This is a genomic window from Rhodococcus sp. IEGM 1302 (assembly GCF_030056935.1).
Classification (GTDB): domain Bacteria; phylum Actinomycetota; class Actinomycetes; order Mycobacteriales; family Mycobacteriaceae; genus Rhodococcus_F; species Rhodococcus_F qingshengii.
In genome coordinates, this window is sequence record NZ_JASHKY010000002.1 from 233,571 (window position 1) to 255,542 (window position 21,972).

The 21,972-nt window shown below is 61.0% G+C and carries 21 protein-coding genes, 1 tRNA gene and 1 pseudogene; 15 read left to right on the forward strand and 8 right to left on the reverse strand.

All coding sequences use genetic code 11. The features are described 5' to 3' along the window. Positions 1–2 precede the first annotated feature (2 nt). Positions 3–1,571 carry a glycosyltransferase family 39 protein gene (locus tag QM609_RS05730; RefSeq protein ID WP_283337128.1) on the forward strand — a complete coding sequence of 523 codons (1,569 nt, stop codon included), beginning with the start codon at positions 3–5 and terminating at the stop codon, positions 1,569–1,571. Here QM609_RS05730 and wzm read toward each other — a convergent pair whose 3' ends face one another. The 4 genes from wzm to QM609_RS05750 all read right to left on the reverse strand — a co-directional run bounded on the left by wzm (position 1,572) and on the right by QM609_RS05750 (position 4,906). Beyond that, positions 1,572–2,420: a galactan export ABC transporter permease subunit Wzm/RfbD gene (gene wzm, locus QM609_RS05735; RefSeq protein ID WP_003943943.1), complete on the reverse strand. Its 849-nt coding sequence runs from the start codon at positions 2,418–2,420 to the stop codon at positions 1,572–1,574. A gap of 36 nt (positions 2,421–2,456) precedes the next feature. Further along, on the reverse strand, positions 2,457–3,344 hold the full coding sequence (gene glfT1, locus QM609_RS05740; protein WP_047272765.1) for a galactofuranosyltransferase GlfT1: 888 nt from the start codon (positions 3,342–3,344) through the stop codon (positions 2,457–2,459). After that, a complete protein-coding gene (wzt, locus tag QM609_RS05745) occupies positions 3,337–4,179 on the reverse strand; it encodes a galactan export ABC transporter ATP-binding subunit Wzt/RfbE (protein WP_003943818.1) in 843 nt (280 codons plus the stop codon). Before wzt ends, glfT1 begins: the two co-directional genes overlap by 8 nt. Before the next feature lie 157 nt (positions 4,180–4,336). Beyond that, complete coding sequence (locus tag QM609_RS05750; RefSeq protein WP_003943894.1) at positions 4,337–4,906, reverse strand: bacterial proteasome activator family protein; 570 nt, start codon at positions 4,904–4,906, stop codon at positions 4,337–4,339. A 132-nt stretch (positions 4,907–5,038) separates the two neighbouring features. Here QM609_RS05750 and QM609_RS05755 point away from each other — a divergent pair, with 132 nt between their 5' ends. Further along, positions 5,039–6,241 (forward strand): cysteine desulfurase-like protein, encoded by a 1,203-nt coding sequence (locus QM609_RS05755; protein WP_007731767.1) that lies wholly within the window; start codon positions 5,039–5,041, stop codon positions 6,239–6,241. 15 nt (positions 6,242–6,256) lie between these two features. On the opposite strand, the gene QM609_RS05760 is transcribed toward QM609_RS05755, so the two are convergent. Next, the gene (locus QM609_RS05760; protein WP_007731765.1) at positions 6,257–7,246 is read right to left on the reverse strand and encodes an NAD(P)H-quinone oxidoreductase; all 990 of its coding nucleotides are present in this window, start codon (positions 7,244–7,246) and stop codon (positions 6,257–6,259) included. Here QM609_RS05760 and QM609_RS05765 point away from each other — a divergent pair. The 7 genes from QM609_RS05765 (at position 7,245) to QM609_RS05795 (ending at position 13,871) form a co-directional block, all read left to right on the forward strand. Next, the gene (locus QM609_RS05765; protein ID WP_044480920.1) at positions 7,245–8,483 is read left to right on the forward strand and encodes a lactate 2-monooxygenase; all 1,239 of its coding nucleotides are present in this window, start codon (positions 7,245–7,247) and stop codon (positions 8,481–8,483) included. The two genes, QM609_RS05760 and QM609_RS05765, sit on opposite strands and share 2 nt — an antisense overlap. Positions 8,484–8,611: 128 nt before the next feature. Further along, positions 8,612–9,037: a MarR family winged helix-turn-helix transcriptional regulator gene (locus QM609_RS05770; protein ID WP_020968140.1), complete on the forward strand. Its 426-nt coding sequence runs from the start codon at positions 8,612–8,614 to the stop codon at positions 9,035–9,037. Between the two features lie 51 nt (positions 9,038–9,088). Beyond that, a tRNA-Ser gene (locus tag QM609_RS05775) sits at positions 9,089–9,178 on the forward strand. Positions 9,179–9,968: 790 nt separating this feature from the next. Next, positions 9,969–10,559 carry an MspA family porin gene (locus QM609_RS05780; protein WP_283337131.1) on the forward strand — a complete coding sequence of 197 codons (591 nt, stop codon included), beginning with the start codon at positions 9,969–9,971 and terminating at the stop codon, positions 10,557–10,559. Between the two features lie 127 nt (positions 10,560–10,686). Next, the gene (locus QM609_RS05785; protein ID WP_020968142.1) at positions 10,687–11,082 is read left to right on the forward strand and encodes a hypothetical protein; all 396 of its coding nucleotides are present in this window, start codon (positions 10,687–10,689) and stop codon (positions 11,080–11,082) included. Positions 11,083–11,166: 84 nt separating this feature from the next. After that, positions 11,167–11,508: a hypothetical protein gene (locus QM609_RS05790; RefSeq protein ID WP_020968143.1), complete on the forward strand. Its 342-nt coding sequence runs from the start codon at positions 11,167–11,169 to the stop codon at positions 11,506–11,508. Beyond that, a complete protein-coding gene (locus QM609_RS05795; protein WP_196305169.1) occupies positions 11,505–13,871 on the forward strand; it encodes a hypothetical protein in 2,367 nt (788 codons plus the stop codon). Before QM609_RS05790 ends, QM609_RS05795 begins: the two co-directional genes overlap by 4 nt. 414 nt (positions 13,872–14,285) lie before the next feature. Here QM609_RS05795 and QM609_RS05800 read toward each other — a convergent pair whose 3' ends face one another. Continuing rightward, positions 14,286–14,444 (reverse strand): hypothetical protein, encoded by a 159-nt coding sequence (locus QM609_RS05800; protein WP_155250639.1) that lies wholly within the window; start codon positions 14,442–14,444, stop codon positions 14,286–14,288. A gap of 35 nt (positions 14,445–14,479) precedes the next feature. Between QM609_RS05800 and QM609_RS05805 the strand changes: the two genes are divergently transcribed. Further along, the gene (locus QM609_RS05805) at positions 14,480–14,881 is read left to right on the forward strand and encodes a hypothetical protein (RefSeq protein WP_020905813.1); all 402 of its coding nucleotides are present in this window, start codon (positions 14,480–14,482) and stop codon (positions 14,879–14,881) included. Positions 14,882–16,122: 1,241 nt separating this feature from the next. Here QM609_RS05805 and QM609_RS05810 read toward each other — a convergent pair. Both QM609_RS05810 and QM609_RS05815 read right to left on the reverse strand, forming a co-directional pair. Beyond that, positions 16,123–16,503: a hypothetical protein gene (locus QM609_RS05810; RefSeq protein WP_030535797.1), complete on the reverse strand. Its 381-nt coding sequence runs from the start codon at positions 16,501–16,503 to the stop codon at positions 16,123–16,125. A 401-nt stretch (positions 16,504–16,904) separates the two neighbouring features. Next, positions 16,905–17,399, reverse strand: coding sequence for a DUF1877 family protein (locus QM609_RS05815; RefSeq protein ID WP_030535796.1), 495 nt, complete (start codon positions 17,397–17,399; stop codon positions 16,905–16,907). Between the two features lie 251 nt (positions 17,400–17,650). On the opposite strand from QM609_RS05815, the gene QM609_RS05820 reads away from it, so the two are divergent. The 5 genes and pseudogenes from QM609_RS05820 to QM609_RS05840 all read left to right on the forward strand — a co-directional run. Continuing rightward, on the forward strand, positions 17,651–18,502 hold the full coding sequence (locus QM609_RS05820) for a glycoside hydrolase family 43 protein (protein ID WP_223257880.1): 852 nt from the start codon (positions 17,651–17,653) through the stop codon (positions 18,500–18,502). 590 nt (positions 18,503–19,092) lie between these two features. Continuing rightward, positions 19,093–19,776, forward strand: a complete 684-nt coding sequence (locus QM609_RS05825; protein WP_020968149.1) for an MspA family porin — start codon at positions 19,093–19,095, stop codon at positions 19,774–19,776. Between the two features lie 90 nt (positions 19,777–19,866). After that, on the forward strand, positions 19,867–20,109 hold the full coding sequence (locus QM609_RS05830) for a hypothetical protein (RefSeq protein ID WP_283337134.1): 243 nt from the start codon (positions 19,867–19,869) through the stop codon (positions 20,107–20,109). 211 nt (positions 20,110–20,320) lie between these two features. Then, positions 20,321–20,659 (forward strand): hypothetical protein, encoded by a 339-nt coding sequence (locus QM609_RS05835; RefSeq protein ID WP_020968151.1) that lies wholly within the window; start codon positions 20,321–20,323, stop codon positions 20,657–20,659. After that, positions 20,656–21,972, forward strand: a pseudogene (locus QM609_RS05840) (hypothetical protein); the annotation flags it as partial. The gene QM609_RS05835 and the pseudogene QM609_RS05840, both read left to right, overlap by 4 nt.

A 21,972-nucleotide genomic window follows, 5' to 3' on the forward strand; every position in this document is an offset into this window, starting at 1 on the left:
TTGTGGCCCTCCCGCTGGGGCAGAGATTGGCCCAGTGGCGCTTGCCGGCTCTACTGGGGCTCGCGGCTACCGTCGTGGGTGTCGCGTGGTCCGGTCGTCCGTCGTTCTGGTGGGACGAAGCGGCGACGGTCTCGATGGCGGACCGATCGCTTCGTTCGACGCTGGCAACCCTCGGACACGTGGATGCGGTCCATGGGCTCTATTACGTGCTGCTCCACTGGTGGTTTCAGGTTTTCGGGGTATCGGAATTCTCTGCGCGAGCGCCGAGTGCGCTGGCAGTCGGAATCGCGACGGCAGCGTTGGTAGCGCTGGCGCGGATGTTCGGGGGTACCAGACTCGGCGTTATCGTCGGCGTCACTTTCATGGTGCTTCCCCGAGTTACCTGGGCAGCCACCGAGGCACGCTCGTATGCAATGGTGTTGGCATTGTCCACGGTCACAATGCTGGTGCTCGTGTGTTCGCTGCGAACGTCGAAGCGCGCGTGGTGGATCCTGTACGGCGTGTTGGCAGCTGTCTCTGTAGCACTGTTTCTCTACAGCGCCGTGCTGCTGCTGGTACACGCTGTCATCGTGGTGTTCGGGGCCAAGGTGATTCCGGACGCCGATTCGAAGCGGAATCGTTTCAACGGGTTGTGCTTTGTCGGTGCTTCCGCGTCCGCGGTCCTGCTTGTGTCCCCGCTGATCGCCCTGTCGCTCGGACAATCGAGGCAAGTCAGTTGGATACCACCGTTGGATCGGCATATTTTCACGACGATCGCCGTTGACCAATGGTTCCTTTCGAGTCCGTTGTTTGCTGTCGTGGCGGGGATCATCGTGCTCTCAGGGATTGCGGGCTATTTCTTCGCACCCAGTCGGTGGACTGTCGGGGATCGCAGTGCGTCGACTGTCGCACTGGTGTGGATTCTGGTCCCGATGGCGCTGTTTCTCGTGTATTCGGTCGTCCTGGGAAACATCTACGTCGATCGGTACGTCATATTCACTGCGCCCGGTGTGGCCTTGCTGCTGGGTGTCATGATCAGCCGCCTGACGTCGAGCTGGGTCCTGGCCTCGGCGGCGGTGATACTTCTTGCTACGGCGTCTCTACCTGCATACGTCAGCCAGCGAGAGCCGTGGGGAAAATCGGGTGGGATGGACTACAGTACGGCTGCGGATTTTCTGAAAGCCAATGGGAATGCGGGCGATTGCGTCGCGTTCCAGCCGGTGGTGTCCTGGGCGCCGAGTTCGTTGCATGCTGTCGCCGAGGCACGGCCTGACTCGATCAAAGGTTTGCGAGATATCGGCCTCGAGCATGATGCGAACTCGATCGACGAGCTGTGGGATTCCGAATATTCAGTGGACGAGACGGCCGAGCGGGCACAGGGCTGCCAGACCGTGTGGGTCGTCACCGACGGTGAGCGTCAGAGCTATGAGGCAATACTTCATACGGCCAATGTCGTGTGGAATTTCGAGCCTTTCCATTTCATCGACACGGAACTGTTCACACAACTTTCAGTGCGAGGGTTCGTTGTCGAAACAGCGACACCGCTGCACCACTTGCAGATCGTGCAGATGGTTCCTTCCACACGCAGGTGACTATACCCAGTACGCGACGCGTGAACGGTAGTTGCGCATGGCCAGAAGTGCCAGGCCCCACCCCACGACGGTGACGGCGAGCACGATGACCCAGTGGTACAGCTGCTGGTCCCCGCCGAGGAGTGGCGTTCGCACGATGTCGAGGAAGTGATACAGGGGATTGAGCTCCGCGATTCGTGCTCGTTCAGCGTTGGCTGTTCCTTGCAGTGACTTCTCGGTCCAAATGATGGGAGTCATGAAGAACAAGAGTTGAACGACGCTCGCGAGCAACGGACCGATGTCACGGTACCGAGTGGAGAGGATGCCGAAAACCAGGGAAACCCACACTGCGTTGATCGCGATCAACGCCAAAGCAGGAATGAACGAAAGATCCGTCCAGGAAAGCTGTTTCGGGAACACGATCAAAATGACGATGTAGATCACGAAGTTGTGGGCGAAGAGAATCAACTGGCGCCAGACCAGCCGATACACGTGAACGCTCAACGGCGTGGGTAGCTGTTTGATCAGTCCCTCGTTGGAAATGAAGACTTCGGCGCCCTCGAGGATGGCACCGGAGATCATGTTCCACACGATGAAGCCAAGAGTGACGTACGGGAGGAATTCCGCGACGTCCAGATTGAACAATGACGAGTAGAGGATGCCCATCGCGACTGCAGTGGTGCCAGTGGCGATCGTGATCCAGAACGGTCCGAGGATGGATCGTCGGTAGCGCTGCTTGATGTCCTGCCACCCGAGATGGAACCACAGTTCTCGATGGCCGAGACCCTCGCGCAGATCCTGGATTGCTCGGGCGAACGTGCGGGACGCCGGCGCTATGGGGGCCTTGTCGGCAAGGGTTGGGGCAGACACAGCCGCCAAGCCTACTCGGTCGCCGAGCGGGCTCGATCAGATGCGAGAGAAGCGTTCGGATCTACCCAGCTTGCGTAACCTCATCCACTCGCGCAGCCCGGAGACGTCACGCCTGGTGATGAGGAAGTACCAACCGAATCGCACCCATTCCTGTGGAAGGAGCCGTCGCATCCCGGGTTGCGAGAGTAAATAGCCACGGTTGCGATAGGTGTAGAAACGCTTGGTCTCGTTGTCCGGGTACTGCGTGTGCATACGGCCGCCGAGAATGGGTTTGAATTCGTCGGCGCCGTCGGGGTGCAGGTACGCAGTCTGTAGGCATGTGCCGAACCGAAGTCCGGAACGGATCAGTCGGCGATGGACCTCCACCTCGTCGCCACGGACGAAGAGCCGCAAATCGGGAACGCCAACGGTCTCGATCGCTTCCGCGGTGAACAGCGCACCGTTGAAGAGGGACGCGATTCCCGGGAGAAGATCACCTTCACCCAGCTCGCTACGTCGTCGACGCCATTCGACCCCACGGCGTAGCGGGAAGGCCAGCTTGTCAGGTTCGGAGATGTCGCACACGACGGGAGATACTTCCGCCAGGTTGTGACGAATTGCGCAATCGAGAAGCGTCGAAAGTACCTCGGGCCCCTCGGGGCGGCCGTCGTCGTCGGCAAGCCAGACTCGGTCTGCACCGAGCGACAATGCCAGCAACATTCCGAGGGCGAAACCACCGGCGCCGCCGAGATTGTGTGCCGACCCTATGTACGTGGTGGGGATCGAGCAGTCGTCCACGAGCGCGCGGACATCGGATTCGTCGGCATTGTCGACGACGACGAGATGGTCGAGTGGGCGCGTCTGGGTTGTGAGTACTTTCAGGGACGAAGCGAGAAGTTCACGACGCCGATGGGTGACAACGACGCCGATTATCCGCTCAGGCATCGTCCGAGCTCGCTTCAGCAATCGCCGATGCCGCGGCGTCTTCGCGTTCCATTTCGCGAATCACATGAGCGACGTGGTCGCCGGCATCGTTGCCCTCGTACGCGCGGACGATTTCTTCGATTCCCCCGGACTGTCTGACAGTTCCGTGATCGATCCACATCGCGCGGTCGCACAGTTGCGCCAGAAATTCGTTCGAGTGGCTCGCGAAAACCAAGATTCCAGATCGTTTGACGAGGTCTTGGAGACGGGTTCGCGCCTTCTTCATGAATTCTGCGTCGACGGCACCGATGCCTTCGTCGAGGAGCAGGATCTCCGGATCGATGCTGGTCACCACACCGAGTGCCACTCGGACCCGCATTCCGGTCGAGTAGGTGCGAAGCGGCATCGAGAGGTAGTCGCCCAACTCGGTGAAGTCTGCGATCTCATCCATTTTCGCGAGCATCTGCTTACGGGTCATTCCGAGGAACATTCCGCGGATGATGATGTTCTCGTATCCCGAGATCTCGGGATCCATACCCACCCCAAGATCGAAGACAGGGGCTACGCGGCCACGAATTGCGGCTGATCCGCGAGTCGGCTCGTAGATCCCGGACAACAGTCGGAGCAATGTGGATTTGCCTGCACCGTTGTGGCCGACGAGTCCGATTCGGTCGCCCTCCTTCAGGGACAACGTCACGTCCCGCAAAGCTTCGACGACAACGACGTCGGAATCGTTTCGTCCGATTGCGCCACCTGCACGACCGAGGAACGCCTTTTTCAGCGAACGCGATTTCGCGTCGAAGATCGGGAAGTCGACACACGCTCCGCGTGTTTCGATGCTGACGTTCTCGGTCATTCTGCTCCTTGCATCCGGTGGAGCGCCTGGTTGGGCGGGCTCCCCGGTTCGGCGTCGCCGGGATTGAATCCGCTCAGTTCGCGGAGTCGGGCACGAGCACCGAGCCTACCGGGGCGCAACACCGTGAAGACTTCAGCTGGGGACGCAGCGCTGCTCGTTACAGATACTGGCCGGTTCCCGGGCTCTGTTGGTCCGGATGCGCAGGCGAATGCGGAGCCCCGATGCTCATGCCGGGAGGCAGTGCACCCTGCCGCATTTGTTCGAGCTGAGCGCGCGCTGCCATCTGCTGCGCGAACAGTGCGGTTTGAATTCCGTGGAACAGTCCTTCGAGCCAGCCGACGAGTTGGGCCTGCGCGATTCGCAGTTCGGCGTCGGAGGGAATGGAGTCGTCGGTGAACGGGAGGCTCAGTCGCTCGAGTTCTTCACGGAGTTCGGGTGCCAGGCCCTGTTCCAGTTCTCGGATGGACGAGGTGTGGATGTCCTTGAGGCGTTTGCGGCTGGCGTCGTCGAGCGGCGCGGCGCGCACTTCTTCCAACAGTTGTTTGATCATCGTGCCGATTCGCATGACCTTCGCCGGCTGCTCGACCATCTCGGCGACGGACTCGGCTTCGGATTCCGCGCCTTCGGTGGTGCCAGATGTGGAGGCCTCTGCCTCGGCCGCCGGCATCGCGACGGGTCGACCGTCGGGTCCGATAACGAGTACCTGCTCTTTGTCGGGGTTCGTCATGCTTCCATCTTGTCGTGTGTGGGCGACAAACGCCGCGTAACCCCCAAAAAGTTAGCTACCGAATAACTGTACTGACGGGTAATTGGGTGACTGCCTTCGACTAAGCGGGCGTCTGCACCTAGAGTGTCGAGCATGGCTTACGACGTTGCCCGCGTACGGGGGTTGATTCCCTCACTCGGTGACGGCTGGATCCACCTCGATCCGCAGGCCGGAATGCAGATCCCGGACGCCGTCTCGCGGACGGTCTCCACCGCGTTCCGTGCCTCTGCATCTTCTTCCTCCGGTCGCCACGTCTCGAACCGTCGTAGTGCTGCCATTCTCGAGAGTGCGCGCACCGCGGTCGCGGATCTGGTCGGCGGAGATCCTGCGGGAGTCGTTCTCGGATCAGACCGAGCGGTGTTGTTGGCTTGGCTCGCCGAGTCGCTCAGTTCGCGGTTGGGCCTCGGAACCGGTCTCGTACTCTCGCGCCTCGACGAAGAGGCGAACGTCGCGCCCTGGCTTCGTGTGGCCAGTCGCTACGGCGCTCAGGTGCGATGGGCAGAGGTCGAAATCGAAACGTGTGAGCTCCCGAGTTGGCAGTTCAACGATCTCATCACCTCGACCACTCGATTGGTGGCCTTGACGGCCGCATCACCGGTCGTCGGTTCGGCTCCGAACGTCCGCGCCGCAGCTGATCGTCTGCACGAATTCGGCGGACTGATGGTGGTCGACGCCGTCGGTGCAGCGCCATATGCGCATGTGGACATGGCTGATCTCGGGGCGGACATCGTTGCCGTCAGCGCGCCGTCGTGGGGCGGTCCGCAGGTGGGCGCACTCGTCTTCCGCGATCCCGGACTGCTCGACCGAATTCCGGCCGTGTCGCTCAACCCGTACGCGCGTGGCGCCGAGCGACTCGAGGTGGGCGGTCATCAGTTCGCGCTGCTGTCCGGTCTCACGTCGTCGATCGATTTCCTGGCGGGCTTGGACGAATCGGCAACGGGAACCAGGCGTGAGCGCCTCGAAACCTCGATCAGCTCGCTGCAGGACTACCAGGACGGTCTGTTCGATCACCTCATGCGTTCTCTCGCAGCCCTGCCCAACGTGATGGTGATCGGCGGCGCACCCACGCGGGTGCCGACGCTCAGTTTCACACTCGAGGGGATGGCGGCAGACAAGGTCGCGGCGCACCTGGCCGACAAGCGCATCGCGACGGTCAGCGGTACGCATGGTGGTTCCAGGCTGCTCGACGCCCTCGGTGTCAACGACGAAGGCGGCGCGGTCACCGTCGGCCTTGCGCCGTATACGACGCGGTACGAGATCAATCAGCTGGTCGCCGAACTCGGCGCCCTGGGCTGATCGATCCCGCTCGGCTCACTTCACGGTGAGGATGACCTTGCCTACGGTTTCCGGCGAATCCAGCAACTGATGGGCTAATGGCGCCTCGGTGATCGGAAGTTCGGTCGACACGATCGGTTGAACCGATCCATCGGCGATCAACGGCCACAACTTCGCACGGACGTCGGCGACGATGTCCGCTTTACCGCCTGGGCCGGTGAGCGGACGCCCGCGCAGGCCCGTCGACGTGATGTTTCCGCGCTTTCCCATCAGCTTGGCGATGTCGACTTCGCCCTTGCGGCCACCCTGCATTCCGATGATCACGACGTGGCCGTCCATGGCGAGTGCGTCGACGTTGCGCCCGAGGTACGACGCTCCCATGTTGTCCAGAACCACATCGGCGCCGTGGTTGTCGGTGGCTTCGGCGAGTGATGCTACGAAGTCGCTGTCGCGATAGTTGATGAGAATATCCGCGCCCAATTCGCGGCAGCGGTTCAATTTGTCCTCCGAACCCGCGGTAACTGCGACGCGGGCGCCGAGGGCTTTGCCGACCTGGATGGCGTGGGTGCCGATTCCGCCGCCACCGCCATGGACGAGTAGTACCTGTCCGCGTCGTAGGCCGCCGCGCATCACGACGTTCGACCACACCGTGCACGCAACTTCCGGCAGAGACGCTGCGACACGGAGATCGACGCCAGCGGGAACGGGGAGAAGTTGTGTTGCCGGGACCGCAACCTTCTCGGCATAGCCACCGCCGGCCAGCAGTGCGCAGACTTCGTCGCCGACGGACCAACCGGTGACGTCTTCGCCGAGTTCGGTGATCACACCCGAGCATTCGAGGCCGAGAATGTCACTCGCGCCGGGCGGCGGCGGGTAGAAGCCTTGACGTTGGAGCAGGTCGGCGCGGTTGACTGCGGTCGCGGCGACCTCGACGAGTACGTGCCCGCGAGGTAGTTCAGGATCGGGCTGCTGCGCCCATTTCATGACCTCGGGACCGCCGGGCTGATCGATCGTTATGGCGTACATGGATACGACGCTAGCGAATCTCCCCGCTGACGGGTGTTTTGCCGCTACCGTCGCGGACGTGACTTACTTCGGGAACATGCAGAACGAGATTTATCTGACGGGACTGAGCGGCGCGAAGCCGGCTTTGCCGATGACTGCGGCAGGCTTGGAAGATGCCGCGCGCGAGCAACTCTCACCGGAGGCCTTCGGGTACATCGCAGGTAGCGCGTCGACCGAACGAACCGCGGTGTCGAATCTGCGGGCGTTCGACAAGCATGCGATCGTGCCGCGGATGTTGCGGGGGACTGCGGCGCCCGACGCGCGTGATCTGAGCGTCGAGGTGTTGGGGACGCGGTTGGCTGCACCGATCCTGACGGCTCCGGTGGGCGTGCTCGGCTTGGTCCACGACGACGCCGAGGTTGCGGTCGGTTCGGTCACTGCCGAGTTGGGGATCGGATCGATTCTCTCGACGGCGGCATCCTCGACCATCGAAGACGTAGCGGCGGCCTCCGGCGAGAACTGGTGGTACCAGCTGTACTGGCCGGCCGACGACGAACTTGCGGAGTCGTTTGTCCGCCGAGCGGAGACGGCGGGCGCGAAGGCTATCGTCCTGACTGCCGACACTCCCGGTATGGGTTGGCGTCCAAGGGATCTCGAGCTCGGCCACCTTCCGTTCCTGCAGGCGAAGGGTATTGCCAACTATCTGTCGGATCCGGTGTTCCGCGCCAAACTGGCGACGCCGCCCGAGGAGAGCGCAGAAGCGCTGCAGATCGCGGTTCTCACGTGGGTGTCGTTGTTCGGTAACCATGCGGTGCGGATCGCGGATATCGCGAAACTTCGCCAGTGGACGACACTTCCGATCGCAGTGAAGGGAATTGTCCATCCCGACGACGCACGTGAGGCCGTCGCGGCCGGCGCCAACGGCATCGTCGTGAGCAACCATGGTGGGCGTCAGGTCGACGGGTCGATTTCGGCACTCGACGCTCTCGGTCCCGTCGCTGATGCGGTGGGGCATGAGGTGGACATCCTGATGGACTCCGGAATTCGTTGTGGCGCAGACGTAATCAAGGCTCTGGCCTTGGGTGCCGACGCAGTGCTGTACGGGCGGCCGTGGGTGTACGGGTTGGGATTGGCCGGAGCGGACGGAGTGCGTCATGCATTGCGCAGTCTCCTGGCCGACCTGGATCTCACTATGGGACTGGCGGGGCTGGCATCGGTTGCCGAAATCGACCGTTCGATCCTGATGTCCAATTCGTGACTTTAGGGTGAGTCTTACTGTGACGGGCGGACACAGGTCTAAACTTGGAACCTGTGACAGCTGAAGCGACAACCGAGGAGACATCGCAGGCGGCGCACGGTGAGACACCGTGGCTGACGCCATGCGAGATGCGTGCATGGCGCGGCTACATGGACGGTAATCAGCGCCTCATGGAGGTTCTCAACCGCGAACTGCAGGATTCACACGACCTGTCGTTGGCCGATTACCGCATTTTGGTCATGCTCTCGGAGTCAGCTGACGGGTCGTTGCGGATGAGTGACCTGGCAGACGGCGTGCTGTCTTCGCGGAGTCGCCTCACGCACCAGATCAGGCGGATGGAATCTCAGGGCATCGTCGTGCGAGACACCTGCGTCGAAGATGGTCGCGGCGTGCTCGCGCGGATCACGGAAGAGGGTAGGCGTCGCCTCGCCGAGGCAGCGCCTACTCACGTGGCCGGGGTGCGGAACAATCTGGTCGATCTGCTGACTCCCCAGGAACTGGACGTGCTGGCAGACGTCTTCGAGAAGGTCGACAAAGCCATCGGCGAGCGCTGACTTCTGGAGCCGTTTTCGCGGTCCGTGGGAACACCCGATAGGATCGCCCACGGAAGCGTGGCAGAGCGGCCGAATGCACTCGCCTTGAAAGCGAGCGTGGCGTTAAACCCACCGGGGGTTCAAATCCCTCCGCTTCCGCCAAATGTTCGTTGTTCAAACCCAGCCCGCGCGAAAGCGTGGGCTGGGTTTTTTCGTGCCCTACGAAGCGCAGGAGCGTCGAGGAGTCGGATGTGTAGCAATCTTTGCCGCCCTGGGGTCGCCGGGTGAAGCAATGGCTTCGCCACTTCGGTGCTACGTCCGATGTTGCGGCAATCTGCCGGTTCTCGTTGTGCTGTGGTGAACGATCAGCCATTGCGGCGCTCGGCGACGAGAGTTCCAGGTGATCGCATCGTGCGGCTGGTGGTCAATTCGATTCCCTCCTTGGCTAGATGGGCTCGTGGTTTACGCGGCCTCCTTGCGCTTGGTGTCCGAATGAGCTGCGCGCCACAAATTAACTGTTGACCGTTCAATAAGTTTGCGTGGCCATATCGCCAGAGACCACGTTGCATTCAATCTGCTGAAATGCTCCGGATCGTGCCTTGTTTGCACGTTTGCTCGACTGTCACCAATGGGCGGATGGTCCAAGTTTGGTGTCGTTCGCCACATTGGGACCTAAGTCCCATTCCCTGCTCTGAGCCCTGTCGATATGTATCTGTTACCGGAAGTTCACCGCAAGTCTCCGATAGTTGGTCGCGGGAGCCTGTTGATAAAACGGAACGCTTGGTACTGTCCGGTAACTTGCATTTAGTTAGTGTTCAGCTACCGAATTGGTTGCTGGTCCGCGACGTAGGAGTTGCTCATGGCAACCGAATTGAAAGCACGAACATCTCGCCGTTGATCGAGGGCCGCGGTAGGGCTCGCGGCGTGTGCGGTTGCCGCGCTGTCGTCGGGTGTGGTCTTCGCAGGGAGCGCATCGGCAACGCCGATGGCGTTGGCGGACAAGTTCGCGAGCACTGTCACCGATGACGGTTGGTCGTTGGATCTTGTCGCCACGAAACTGTCGGCGAACCCGGTGCCGAATCTGGCGACGACGGCGTTCACTCGTGAGGGGTTCGTGTCGGCGAAGGTGACCGGCACGATCGGTGGTGCGGGCGATTCGGCGGTGAAGACCGGTTATGTCGAGCAGGGGTTGCAGATCGGCTGCCAGATCGATGTTTCCTCCGGACTTGGCTTGGGGCTCGGTTTTTCGCTCGGCCCGTCTGTCGGTGTGAGTATTTCGGGTGTCCCGTCGGCGAACGTGGGTGTGAATGCGTCGGTGAATCCGAGTATTCAGTCGACGATTGCGCCGGGCACGATCACGACGATTCCGTTGGGGAAGAAGGATCTCGAGTCGTCGAAGGCGTCGATCACGGCAGAGAACGTGCACGTGAAGGTTGATGCGTGCATGGGGCCGGTGACGATCCGCTCGTACGCACAACTCTCGGTGTCGACGGCGACGTCCGACAACACGTTGTTCGTGTACTCCGATCCCACCTGGCTCTGACCCACGCAGCCGTCGTCAGCGCTGCATTCTCAACCCACTCTGCGCAGGCCACCATGCCCTCGCACACCCCGTCACACGAGGCCCGAGTCACGGGTTTGCCCATCAATCAGCATCACAGGAGAAGTTCATGAAGATTCGTACCTTGGCCACAGCCGGAGCGCTTACCGCAGGTATCGCCCTCGTCGGTGTTATCGGCGGGGGCGTGGCATCGGCTGCTACCCCGATCGTGCAGCCGGAGCAGGGTCGGATCGGGCTTTCGCTCTCGAATGCGGAGACCGCAGCACTGGCGGCGAGCCCGATCCCCGATGCAATCGCGAACATTGTTCCCGGCTCGCAACGTTGGGTTGGCCGGGCTCCGGGTTCGGTCATCACCAACGTCGATGGCAGGGCAAGCGCCCCCGATCGGGTCGTGATCGCCGAAGCTGCGGCGCATCCGGGTGGCTACGTCAACATCTACGTGTCCGACCCGAACAACCCCGTCACCGGGGGCTACATCGTGCAGACCTACCAGCACTGGAACTGAACTAGGGCCGGTAACTCCGGACCCTGACTGCTGCCGCCGATCTCGTTGTTTCACTTCACCTATCCGCCGTTTGGAGTTTCTGTCATGACCATCCGCAACGCTGAACACGCTCGGTCCCGCCCGATGACGGAGCCGCCGGCCACAGTGCACAGTGGTCAAAGTGCGGACGTCGACGACTGGGACCCCGCCAGTGAGCTGAGCGAAACCTCGAAGGCCATGATCGCCACCGTCTTCGGTCTCGCATTGTTGATTGCAGCGTTCGCGGTGATCGGACGTCTCGGGGGCTGGGCCGCTGACTATGGGACGATTCTGGTGTATCTGGCGTTCTTTCTGTGGATGTCGATCGCGGGCCGGGTGTTCTGGTGGGGCGCGGACAAGCTCATCGCCGAGGCGCGGAAGAAGTCGAACACGGGTGATCGCCGGTGAAGTCCGTGCTGAAGCTGCGCAGGTCCATCGCGGGAGTACTTGCTGCCGGAGCGCTCATGATCGGCGTGGCCGGAGCCGTCGGTGCGGGAATCGCACTGACCGCCTCACCCGCAACTGCGGGACCAGCGGAGGACTGCGCGGCTGTGCGGGCACGTGATCATCAGATCTACCTGAACCTGATCGCGTCACTGCCACCCGGTGCCCCCATCCCGCCCGAGTACATCAACCCATGCCTGACGGCACCATCCACGACAGCGACCGTCGCCCCGACGACCACCGTCGGGTTGCCCGGTGCGCAGGCTCCGGGCGGCGGCCCGAACGTCGGCGCGAACGCTCCGACGAACTTCCCTTCCTACAACGGCACCCCCATCGTCCCCGTCCCCGGCGCCGCGCTGCCTGGACAGCCGAATACGCCGACAGCGCCAAGTATCGACAACCCTGCAGGAGTCCCGGTTCCGACGACCACCAGCGGACCCGCCCCGACCACCCCGCAGCCCGCTGGATCGACCGCACCCACAGCGGTCCCCGATCGTGGTCCCGGACCTGTTCCCTCTGGAACACCGAAGACTGTTCCCGGACAGTCGGAATCGAATCCCACAGTCACGCCCTCGGGACTCAGCGACGACGACGGGCGCGATCGTTACCTCGAACTCGTGTTGGTCGGTGCCGCCGCATTCACAGCCGGCGGGATCGGAGTACGTGGGCGTCGTTCACCGTTCGGCCCACGCATACCGTTGGGTGGGCGTACGCCGGAATCGATCCTCTCCCAGACAGTCGGTACCCTCGCGTCACCGCTGATGCAGTACGCCAAGGGTGGCCAGTCGAAGATCACGGTCACCGAACCGGGCGGGGGACGTCGTACGTTCTTCCTCATCCATGACGCGACGTCCTCACACGAAGCGGAAATCCCCGTCGACGTCCCGCCCGGCGGGCATATGAGCGTTAATCCGGACGGCTCAGTCACCGTCTTCGACGCGGACGGAAACCCGGTCTCGGTCGTGGCAGCTCCGTGGGCGTACGACGCCAACGGCAATCCTGTTCCCACCGACTACGAAGTTCGCGACGGCCGCCTGATTCAGACGGTGTACGCCGACGAAGCGACCGCGTACCCGATTTTGGCTGATCCGCCGGAAAAGAAGGCGAAAGCACCCACCTCTGTCGCTTCGAAACAAGTCCAGAAAAATACGAACACCGCCGCACCCAAGCCGAATTCGATGACCTCGCGCACAAGTCCGCAGAAACCGCAGAACAGTGGAAACACGAACTCGGGCAACACTTCCGGAGCCACGAACAGCGGCACCACCGCTGGTAAGTACGCCGGGACCACCACCCAAGGCTCCGCTCCGGTCACGAAACCTGCATCTCCCAATCAGTCACCGCGCACCACCACCAAACCTGGACCGAAGCCCGCGCCGACCTCTCAGGAACAAGCAACGAACCAACTCGCCCAAGCACACGGCGAAGTCCCTCCGGTTGCACCTTCGAAACCCGCGCAACCAAATCAGTCGCCACGCACCACAACCAGTCCGGGCCCCAAACCCACTGTCAGTCCACGTCAACACGCTGCGAACCAGCTTGCCGAAGCGCACGGGGACGTGCCTGCCGGGTTCACCGGCAATGTGCCGATCCCGCCAGATCCGAACGCGCCCGACGACCGATCGTTCCCGCAAAAAGTATGGGACACCGCGTGGGGTGTCGGGGAAAGTGCCGTCGACACAACAGTCGATAGCGTCGGAACGCTCGGAGATGCGTGGCGAAACTTCCTCGTAGTCCCCGTGCACGATGCCGCCGTCGATCCGTTCGGCTTCAATCGCGGCCAACGAGCACAACCTTCACCCGAGCATTCTCCGGCTGAGATCGCTGCCGCAGCAGCAAATATCGTCTCCCTCATTCCGATCGTAGGCACAGGAGGCAGAGTCGGCGGAGCTGCCGTGCAAGAAGCGGTGGAGGCTGTTCTGCGGCGCGGCGGAACCGCCGCAGACGCCGAAGCCGCAGGTCGCAGGGCAGCCGCCACCGCCGGTGAGGCCGGGAATAGAGCCCCTAGCGATCCGACTATTCCCGTCGGAGACAGACCGGCCTCGACGCCTGTGGGTGGGCGCGGAGATCGCGAAATAAATGTAAAGCCCGGAACCAATCGTCCTGGAATAGTCAACGGTCGTGAATATACGGGGCATGCGTTCGACCGAATGCAAGAGCGCGGCATACTCCCATCCCTGGTTGAACAGGCCATTCGTGAAGGGGTGGCGACCCCGAGCAGAGGAAACACGACCGTGATCTATGATTCGATAAACAACCTATCAGTTATCATCAATGAAACGGGCAGAGTTGTGACCACCTCATTTGGCAATTTATCGGGAAAGTGAAAAACATGACGGATCAATCAATTTACCGCCTGGAAGCTGAGCAGGTTAATCGCGATTATTGTGACGGAAAAATATCCTTGCATGCGCTAGTTGAAATATTCGAGAGGTACGTCAGAGAACGCGAATCGGAGCGTGCATCAGATTCCGAAACCCTGAGGGGGGCCTGGGGTCAAATTGAAATAATGAATGCAATTAACCAGGATGATCCTTCGAATTCGAGCAAAAATGAGTCGGAGGTGCGAGAAGTTATTCAAGAATTCTTGGACTTGCTTCCGTAGTCTCTTTTCTCGGTCCAGGGGCGACTAATCAAGGCAGGCTTTGACTCACTTGCGCGACCAGTGTCATGTCAAGTGACACTGGCCAGCAGTTGCTTATTGTGATGTGGGAGCAGATTAGGATTCGCAGGCTGACGGTTCAGACGTCTTCGCCTTCGAGGGTGGCCATCCATTTGCCCTGATCGCCGATCACGACTACCTCGCCTACCGCATCCCAGAGGAACACAACCACATCCTGATGATTCCAGGTAAAACCGACTACCTGTACAGCAGCGTCCAGCAGAAGAGTCCTGTGCACCGACAACACACCGTTCCTCAAGCGGAATCGGCACCATGACCACCTTTTATGCAATTTGTGCGATCACCACAGGGGCTGTGGCGTTGATCGCATCCACGCCCTACGTGATGTACCGCAGTCATGCGAGAACGATCTACTGGAGTTCGTCGATCCTGACCATCGTTTTCGGTTGGCTCACCGCTCCTCAGCGGTCGATTCTCGGACCTGTCCTTTTGTGCGGTTTCGCTGCTGTGTTCGTGGCGTGGTGGTGGACCCCCTTCCTCACGCGAAGGCATCCCACCGGATTCAACGATGTTTTCGGTGCTTGGCTGACACGGGCGCTCTACCGCGAGCAGAAGGATGCACCTCCGGTAAACAGGTACGACAAACTGCACTACAAAGACACTGACCGCCAAGCACGAGATACCGATTCTGACGGAAATCAGGTCAACACCTGAGCCGGCGCGTAGAGCGCTTTGACGTGATGTCCTCAATACCACCCTCGCGCGTACCCGAACAGCTTGTAGTGAGATGCCATGGGAAACAGTACTTTCCACATGGCGGCGTACACGCGCCCGGTTTGCGCAAGCTGTACAGCAACCAGGATGATCGATGGCTCGAAACTGCTCTTCGCGCAGCCCAATTCAGTAGCTGTCAACGCCATCGCGAGCGGTAGTCCTCTTCCCCTAGTCTCTGCAGCTCATCCCATTTTTTTCGAGCATCCGCCGCGAATTGGACGTAAAGCCAGGAACCAATCCTCCGGGAGTGGTCAACGGTCGCGAATACACTGGGCATGCGTTTGATCGAATGCAGCGGCGCGGCAACCTCCCCTCCCTTGTCGAACAGGCAATTCGAAATGGGGTGGCCACCCCTAGCAGCGACGCAACGATCGTATTCTATGATTCGGCAAATAACCTATCAGTCGTCGTTAACGAGGTCGGTACAGTTGTGACGACCTCATTTGGTCGGCTAAGAGGAAAGTGAAGTTGATATGACGGGAAACGGAAAATATCGCACTGAAGGCGAGCAAGTTAGTCGTGATTACAGGGAAGGTAAAATATCCTTACAAACGCTCGTCGATATATTTGAGAGTTATGTGGACGCACGTGAATCCGAAAATGCGCCCGATTTCGAGGAATTGAGGGGTGCGTGGTTTCAGATTGAAATAGTAAATGCGGTGCGGTGGGACGATCCCGCGAAGGCATCCAAAAATGAGACGGCAGTTCGAGAATTTATCCAAGAATTCTTGGAATTGCTTCCGTAGTCCTTTTTGTTCGGTCCGGGGACGATTAATCAAAGACGGTCTTGACCACCTCAGCGATGGTCCCGCGCTGCTGTTTTGCTTGCCATTCACCATGCACACGCTGAACCCTGTGGGACCGGATCCTGCTGGGAACAGCGTCACACCATTTCGCACCATGACGGCAGCACCCGTTTCACCGCGGTGGCGGTCACGATGATCGCTATCTCTTTTCGAGTCCAGCTCATTCGTTCGCCTCAGGGGTCGGTTGTGGATGCGTTATTACGCAGCGGCACAAGGAATTTCTCGCTCGAATCGGTGCCCGTTTACAGTCCTCACAAAAGTCGCCCGGGATAGCGTCGCCTGTTCAACACTCGGCGACGAACGTGGCCACGGGAAACGAAAAATGCTCCGCCCCGCCACAGGAAGAGCGAAGCATCAATTCGACGGCGGAGGGTATTACCAGTTCTGAATGAAGAAGAACTGCTGTGAACCCCTCGCCGGGTTGAGTACGCCGAGAGAAATTTCTCCACCACGGGAGGCTGCTTCGTTGGCGAACTGGTCGAGACGTCCCCAGACGACGTTGGGGCCGCTCTCGAAGCGCGATCCTGGTGCGAGGCGCACGCCGATCTGGGTGGAGTTAGTGATGCTTTCGATCGCAGCGCCGGCATTGAGCTGGCCGAACAATGCCGTCTCACCCTGGTTCAGCTGCACGCCGATGCGCCCGTTGTCGGCGATCGGAGTAACAGCTGATGCTGCGCCCGCGCCGCTGAGTGCGATGGCTGCGATACCGGCAGGTATCAATGCGGCCGCGGTAATCATCTTGCGTAGGTGCGTCATTCGGCTTCTCCCTCGTCGGTGGCCCACTCGAGTTGCGCCTCCACAGGCCACTTTGTCTGATTCTTCCGGTAACAGTCAACGCCATGTCGCAAACAATGAGCAATCCACTGGGTTGGTTTGAGATGCAGCTCACTACTGGAAATCCGTTGAAGAATAAACTGTTTCAGTGAAACTGCTGGTCGAGATCGTGAATGCCAGAGAAGCGCGCGGGCTGTCGTTACGTTTCCGTTACTGCTCGGTCTGGCTGCGAGAAGGACACGCACTCGGTCACCCAGAAACGCTGCGGCACAGGAATTGTCAGAGCAAGAACCCGCGCAGAGGGTCCTCCGCAGTTGAGCGCCACTGTCAAGCGGTCTTTCATTCTTCGAGGGCGCGCTGCTTCGGCAGTGGGCTCTCGACTGTCAGAACCGCACGGTGAATACCACGTGGCGACGCTCTCGGGCCGCGCGCTGGAAAAAGTCCGCCACTTCCTGAAGCCAGCCCCAGGCGTACCCGCGCTCGTCGGAGCCGTACTCCGGGTTGCGGTCGTCGAGTGGCATTGCGTCGTAGCGCACGCCGAACTCGGATTCGGTGACTTCCGCCAGGTACGAGGAGACTTCGGCGACCCGATCGGGTGCCAGGTAGGTGACGAGTTGGTCGTCGGTGTCGGTGTTGAGGTCTTCGTCCCCCAAGATCACGCCGTAGGCCGGCCAGTTCTCGGACACGCGCTCGTACCCCGTGCTGGAGAGGGCGCACAGGATCGGATCCCACGCCTTGTCCGTGTCGCACGAGAACTCGGATCGGCCCGTCTCCTCGATGTCCTCGACCACAGCGCCGAGTTTGTCGTCGTCGCCGCGCGCGTCCAGAAGTTCCGCTGCCACGCTGTCTGACAGCGCGAAATGCACCCCAAGTTCCATGGCGTGATGCTAACGGCCGACCTTGCCGCCGTCCCGCCGTCACTACAAGACGAATCGACTTAGGTAACGATCCTGCTCTGCCTCCGACCGAAGTTACCCATGGAGGGCCTGCTGTCATACATACTTCATCGGTGATTCCGACAAAACGGACCGGCCTTTCTGTTGTATCGCTGGTGATCCTCGTCGTCGCGGGGTTGCTGGTCGCAGCCCCTGCCAGCAGCGCCGCGCCGCCGCCTGACTGGAAATACACAATGGTGGCGTTCAGCAATGCCAGCGACCGCGACATGGATGTCTACGAGTCGGCTGACGGCACCGGCTTTCAACTCGTCCAGCAGTCGGCGTACAGGCCGCCATCTGGGCTCGTGCGTGATCCGAGCATCTTCCGGAACACGGACGGGTTGTACTACCTCACCTACACGACGGGTGGTGGGGCGAACATCGGGTTTGCACGCAGCAGCGACCGCATCAACTGGACGCCGCTGGGGAACTATCCGGTTCCGTTTTGCTGCGCCTTGATGCCCGGTACGGGAGATGGCACCGGTTCTGCGAGCCCCCCGGGCTTCTCGGGTTCGGCTGGTTTCAGCGACGGACCGTCGCTGTCACCATTCGTCACCAAGGCCTGGGCGCCTGAATGGTTTGTGGACGGCGATCGCGTCAACGTCATCCTGTCGATGTCGACCGGTGGAGGATTTGTGCCGTATCTGATGACGGCGTTGGAACCGTCGCTCCGGTTGTGGAGCCCGCCTGTTCCGCTCGCCGGGATCGGTGCGGACCACATCGACACCACCGTGGTCAAAGTCGGATCGACCTATCATGCGTTCACCAAGAACGAGACGAAGAAGGTCGTCGAGCATGCGGTCGCTCCTTCGGTGACGGGACCTTATTCGTTTGTCCCGCCAGGGAATTGGGGTTCGCTTGTCGAAGGTCCGGCCGTGGTTCAGTTGCCGAGCGGCGACTGGCGGATCTATCTTGACGCCTATACCGAAGGTAAGTATCTCTACTCCGACAGCACGGACGGGCTGAACACCTGGTCTCCTGTGCAAGAGGTTCCTGGGGTGTCCGGGACTGCACGGCATCTCGGCATCATGAGAGAACCGGCATAACTTTCGACCCCGAGTTGGTAAGGCTCTGATCAAGGACTCCGGTCTTGGTCAGAGCCTTTTCTCGTACTTGCGTACTACTTGTGTGCGTCGCCTGCGCTAATCAGTGATTGACAAGCTAACGATGCGATGCCAGTGGGTCCGACGAGTTCGCGCCGACCACGAAGTGAGTATCTCCGCGTGAGCTGTGCAGAGTTGCGCTCCCAGGCCCCGCTCGGGCGCCGTACTTCACGATTGATTGCCAAGTAATGCCTGTTGGTTTCATATTCAAGTACGCGCACTGGCTTGATGCCCGCACTTTCGGTCTCCAACTGCTCTGAGGCCCGCGAAATGCGGATTCAATTCGATTTGCCGCACTGTTTCTGAGGGATCTTCTCGTCCGTAAACGGTGACCTTGCTCATAGTAGGACCTAGGTCCTTTTCGCTGCTGATAAGCCTGTCGATATATATCTGTTACCGAAAGTTCACCCTAAATCCAAGATGGGGGAGATGGCGCGCTGGCGGGCAAACAGGACGATTGGTACCGTCCGGTAACTAATTCAGTTAGTTGTCGGCTACCGCTCTGGTTGCTGTGTCACGTGGAGGAGCAGTTCATGTCGATCGAATCGCAAAACGGCGTATCCCACCGTCGATCGAGGGCCGCGGTAGGGCTCGCGGCGTGTGCGGTTGCCGCGCTGTCGTCGGGTGTGGTCTTCGCAGGGAGCGCATCGGCAACGCCGACGGCGTTGGCGGACAAATTCGCGAGTACGGTCACCGATGACGGCTGGTCGTTGGATCTCGCCGCCACGAAACTGTCGGCGAATCCGGTGCCGAATCTGGCGACGACGGCGTTCACTCGTGAGGGGTTCGTGTCAGCGAAGGTGACCGGCACGATCGGTGGTGCGGGCGATTCGGCGGTGAAGACCGGTTATGTCGAGCAGGGATTGCAGATCGGCTGCCAGATCGATGTTTCCTCCGGACTTGGCTTGGGGCTTGGCTTTTCGCTCGGCCCGTCTGTCGGTGTGAGTATTTCGGGTGTCCCGTCGGCGAACGTGGGTGTGAATGCGTCGGTGAATCCGAGTATTCAGTCGACGATTGCGCCGGGCACGATCACGACGATTCCGTTGGGGAAGAAGGATCTCGAGTCGTCGAAGGCGTCGATCACGGCAGAGAACGTGCACGTGAAGGTTGATGCGTGCATGGGGCCGGTGACGATCCGCTCGTACGCACAACTCTCGGTGTCGACGGCGACGTCCGACAACACGTTGTTCGTGTACTCCGATCCCACCTGGCTCTAACCCACGCAGCCGTCGTCAGCGCTGCTGGCGACTATTCCCGATCCGCCCCGTCCAGGGGTGGTTACTCATCACGCCCACAAAGGAGAAATCATGAAGATTCGTACCTTGGCCACTGCCGGAACTCTCACCGCAGGTATCGCCCTGATCGGTGTTCTCGGCGCCGGCGTGGCATCTGCCGCAACTCCGATCGTCGAACCGGAACATGGCCGGATCGGTCTGTCGCTCTCGAATGCGGAAACCGCGGCATTGGCGGCGAGCCCGATTCCTGATGCGATTGCGAACATCGTTCCAGGTTCGCTGAGGGGGTCTGGTTGGCGCCTGGTTCCGCGATAACTGTTACCGATGGCAAGGTCGACGCCCTCGAAGGAGCTGTGCTCGGTGAAGCAGCCGCGCGTGGTGGGCATGCCAATGTCTTTGTCTCCGACCCGAATCACCCCGCCAGTGAGGGGCACATAGTGCTGACGGAGCAGTACTGGAACTGATACCAGGCCGAACGTCGGCGACCCGTTGTCCCCGCTCTCCCTTCCTATTTGGAGTTCCAGCCATGACCGTCAACAACGCCGAACGCCGCAGTGTCCAGTCGGAATCCACTGCCGTCGATAGTAAAGACGTTGCAGACGTTGATGACTGGGATCCGGACAGCGAACTCAGTCCACTTTCCAAGGCTGTGATCGCCACCGCAGTCGGACTGGGGTTGCTGATCGCGGCATTCGCGGTGATCGGGAAGCTCGCCGGCTGGGCGAACGACTACGGGACGATCCTGGTTTACCTGGCATTCTTCTTGTGGATGTCGATCTCCGGACGGTTGTTCTGTTGGGGCGCAGACAAACTCATCGCGCTACTCCGAACGAAGAAGAGTGACAATCGTGGTGCGCACCGGTGAAGTCCGGTAGACGACTTCGCCGGACTCTCGCGGGAGTGCTTGCCGCCGGGGCGCTGTTGACCGGAGCGGCCGGAGTGATCGGTGCGGGAATCGCACTCTCCGCCGCTCCGGCGAACGCGACGCCGGAAGAAGACTGCGCGGCGGTGCGGGCACGTGATCATCAGATCTACCTGAATCTCATTGCGTCGCTGCCACCTGGCGCGCCCATCCCGCCAGAGATCATCAACCCGTGCCTGAGCGCGCCGTCCACGACGTCGACAGCTGCGCCGACGACCACGGTCGGGCTCCCCGGTGTGCAGGCTCCAGGCGGTGGCCCGAATGTCGGGGCCAATGCTCCGACGAACTTTCCCACCTACAACGGCACCCCCATCGTCCCGGTTCCGACGATCGAGGTTCCGCCCATTGCTTCCGAGGCCCCGGCCTCGGAAACTGGTGTCGGTGCATTCCCCAATGCATCGGCATCAGCGGTTCCCTCACCCACACCCACCCCGGGTGAGGGAACCACCACCGATCGTGGTCCCGGACCGATCCCCGCGGATTCGGATTCGAATATCGCACCGGCCCAAACGGTTCCGGACCCGGCAGCAGATGTCTCTACAACCGGGGAGGACTCGGGCCGTGACCGGTATCTCGAACTCACCCTGATCGGCGCTGCGGCGTTCACCGCTGCGGGTATCGGAGTGCGCGGGCGGCCGGGACCTTTCAGCCCCCGCACGCCCGAATCAGTACTCTCCCAGGCGGTCGGGACTGTCGCGTCACCGTTGACGGTGTACGCACCTGGCGGGCAGTCCTCGTTGCGGGTGTTCGATCCGATCACCGGCGGAAGTCGGTTCTTCTTCCTGATCCACGACGAAACGTCGTCGCACGAATCCGTGATTCCGGTGACGGTGCCGCCCGGCGGTCACATGAGTGTCAACCCCGATGGCACGGTCACCGTCTTCGACGCCGACGGAAACTCGGTCTCGACAATCGATGCCCCGTGGGCCTACGACGCCAACGGCACACCCATTCCGACGCATTACGAGATCCGGGACGGGCAACTCGTTCAGGTCGTCGACACCGCCGGTATCGAGAACCTGCTCTACCCGATCCTCGCCGACCCGGAGCTGACACCGGAAGAACGTGCTGCGCTCGAAGCGCAGGCGAACTTCATCGGCCCGATGACCCCGGAGGGCGAACAAGCACGCAGGGACGCACAAAACGTCCTCGCCGCCAACCCCCCGGAGCCGGAAGATTCAGGCCTCGAGCAGCTCATGCTCGGTGACCCTAACTCCGAGGTCTCCGAACCACCGATCACTGAAACAGGAACCGGA

Coding starts and splice junctions, on each gene's coding strand:
- glfT1 (WP_047272765.1), bottom strand. CDS start 3,344: ATGCCTGAGCGGATAATCGGCGTCGTTGTCACCCATCGGCGTCGTGAA.
- wzt (WP_003943818.1), bottom strand. CDS start 4,179: ATGACCGAGAACGTCAGCATCGAAACACGCGGAGCGTGTGTCGACTTC.
- QM609_RS05750 (WP_003943894.1), bottom strand. CDS start 4,906: ATGACGAACCCCGACAAAGAGCAGGTACTCGTTATCGGACCCGACGGT.
- QM609_RS05755 (WP_007731767.1), top strand. CDS start 5,039: ATGGCTTACGACGTTGCCCGCGTACGGGGGTTGATTCCCTCACTCGGT.
- QM609_RS05765 (WP_044480920.1), top strand. CDS start 7,245: ATGGATACGACGCTAGCGAATCTCCCCGCTGACGGGTGTTTTGCCGCT.
- QM609_RS05760 (WP_007731765.1), bottom strand. CDS start 7,246: ATGTACGCCATAACGATCGATCAGCCCGGCGGTCCCGAGGTCATGAAA.
- QM609_RS05770 (WP_020968140.1), top strand. CDS start 8,612: ATGCGTGCATGGCGCGGCTACATGGACGGTAATCAGCGCCTCATGGAG.
- QM609_RS05785 (WP_020968142.1), top strand. CDS start 10,687: ATGAAGATTCGTACCTTGGCCACAGCCGGAGCGCTTACCGCAGGTATC.
- QM609_RS05790 (WP_020968143.1), top strand. CDS start 11,167: ATGACCATCCGCAACGCTGAACACGCTCGGTCCCGCCCGATGACGGAG.
- QM609_RS05805 (WP_020905813.1), top strand. CDS start 14,480: ATGACCACCTTTTATGCAATTTGTGCGATCACCACAGGGGCTGTGGCG.
- QM609_RS05810 (WP_030535797.1), bottom strand. CDS start 16,503: ATGACGCACCTACGCAAGATGATTACCGCGGCCGCATTGATACCTGCC.
- QM609_RS05815 (WP_030535796.1), bottom strand. CDS start 17,399: ATGGAACTTGGGGTGCATTTCGCGCTGTCAGACAGCGTGGCAGCGGAA.
- QM609_RS05820 (WP_223257880.1), top strand. CDS start 17,651: ATGGTGGCGTTCAGCAATGCCAGCGACCGCGACATGGATGTCTACGAG.
- QM609_RS05825 (WP_020968149.1), top strand. CDS start 19,093: ATGTCGATCGAATCGCAAAACGGCGTATCCCACCGTCGATCGAGGGCC.
- QM609_RS05830 (WP_283337134.1), top strand. CDS start 19,867: ATGAAGATTCGTACCTTGGCCACTGCCGGAACTCTCACCGCAGGTATC.
- QM609_RS05835 (WP_020968151.1), top strand. CDS start 20,321: ATGACCGTCAACAACGCCGAACGCCGCAGTGTCCAGTCGGAATCCACT.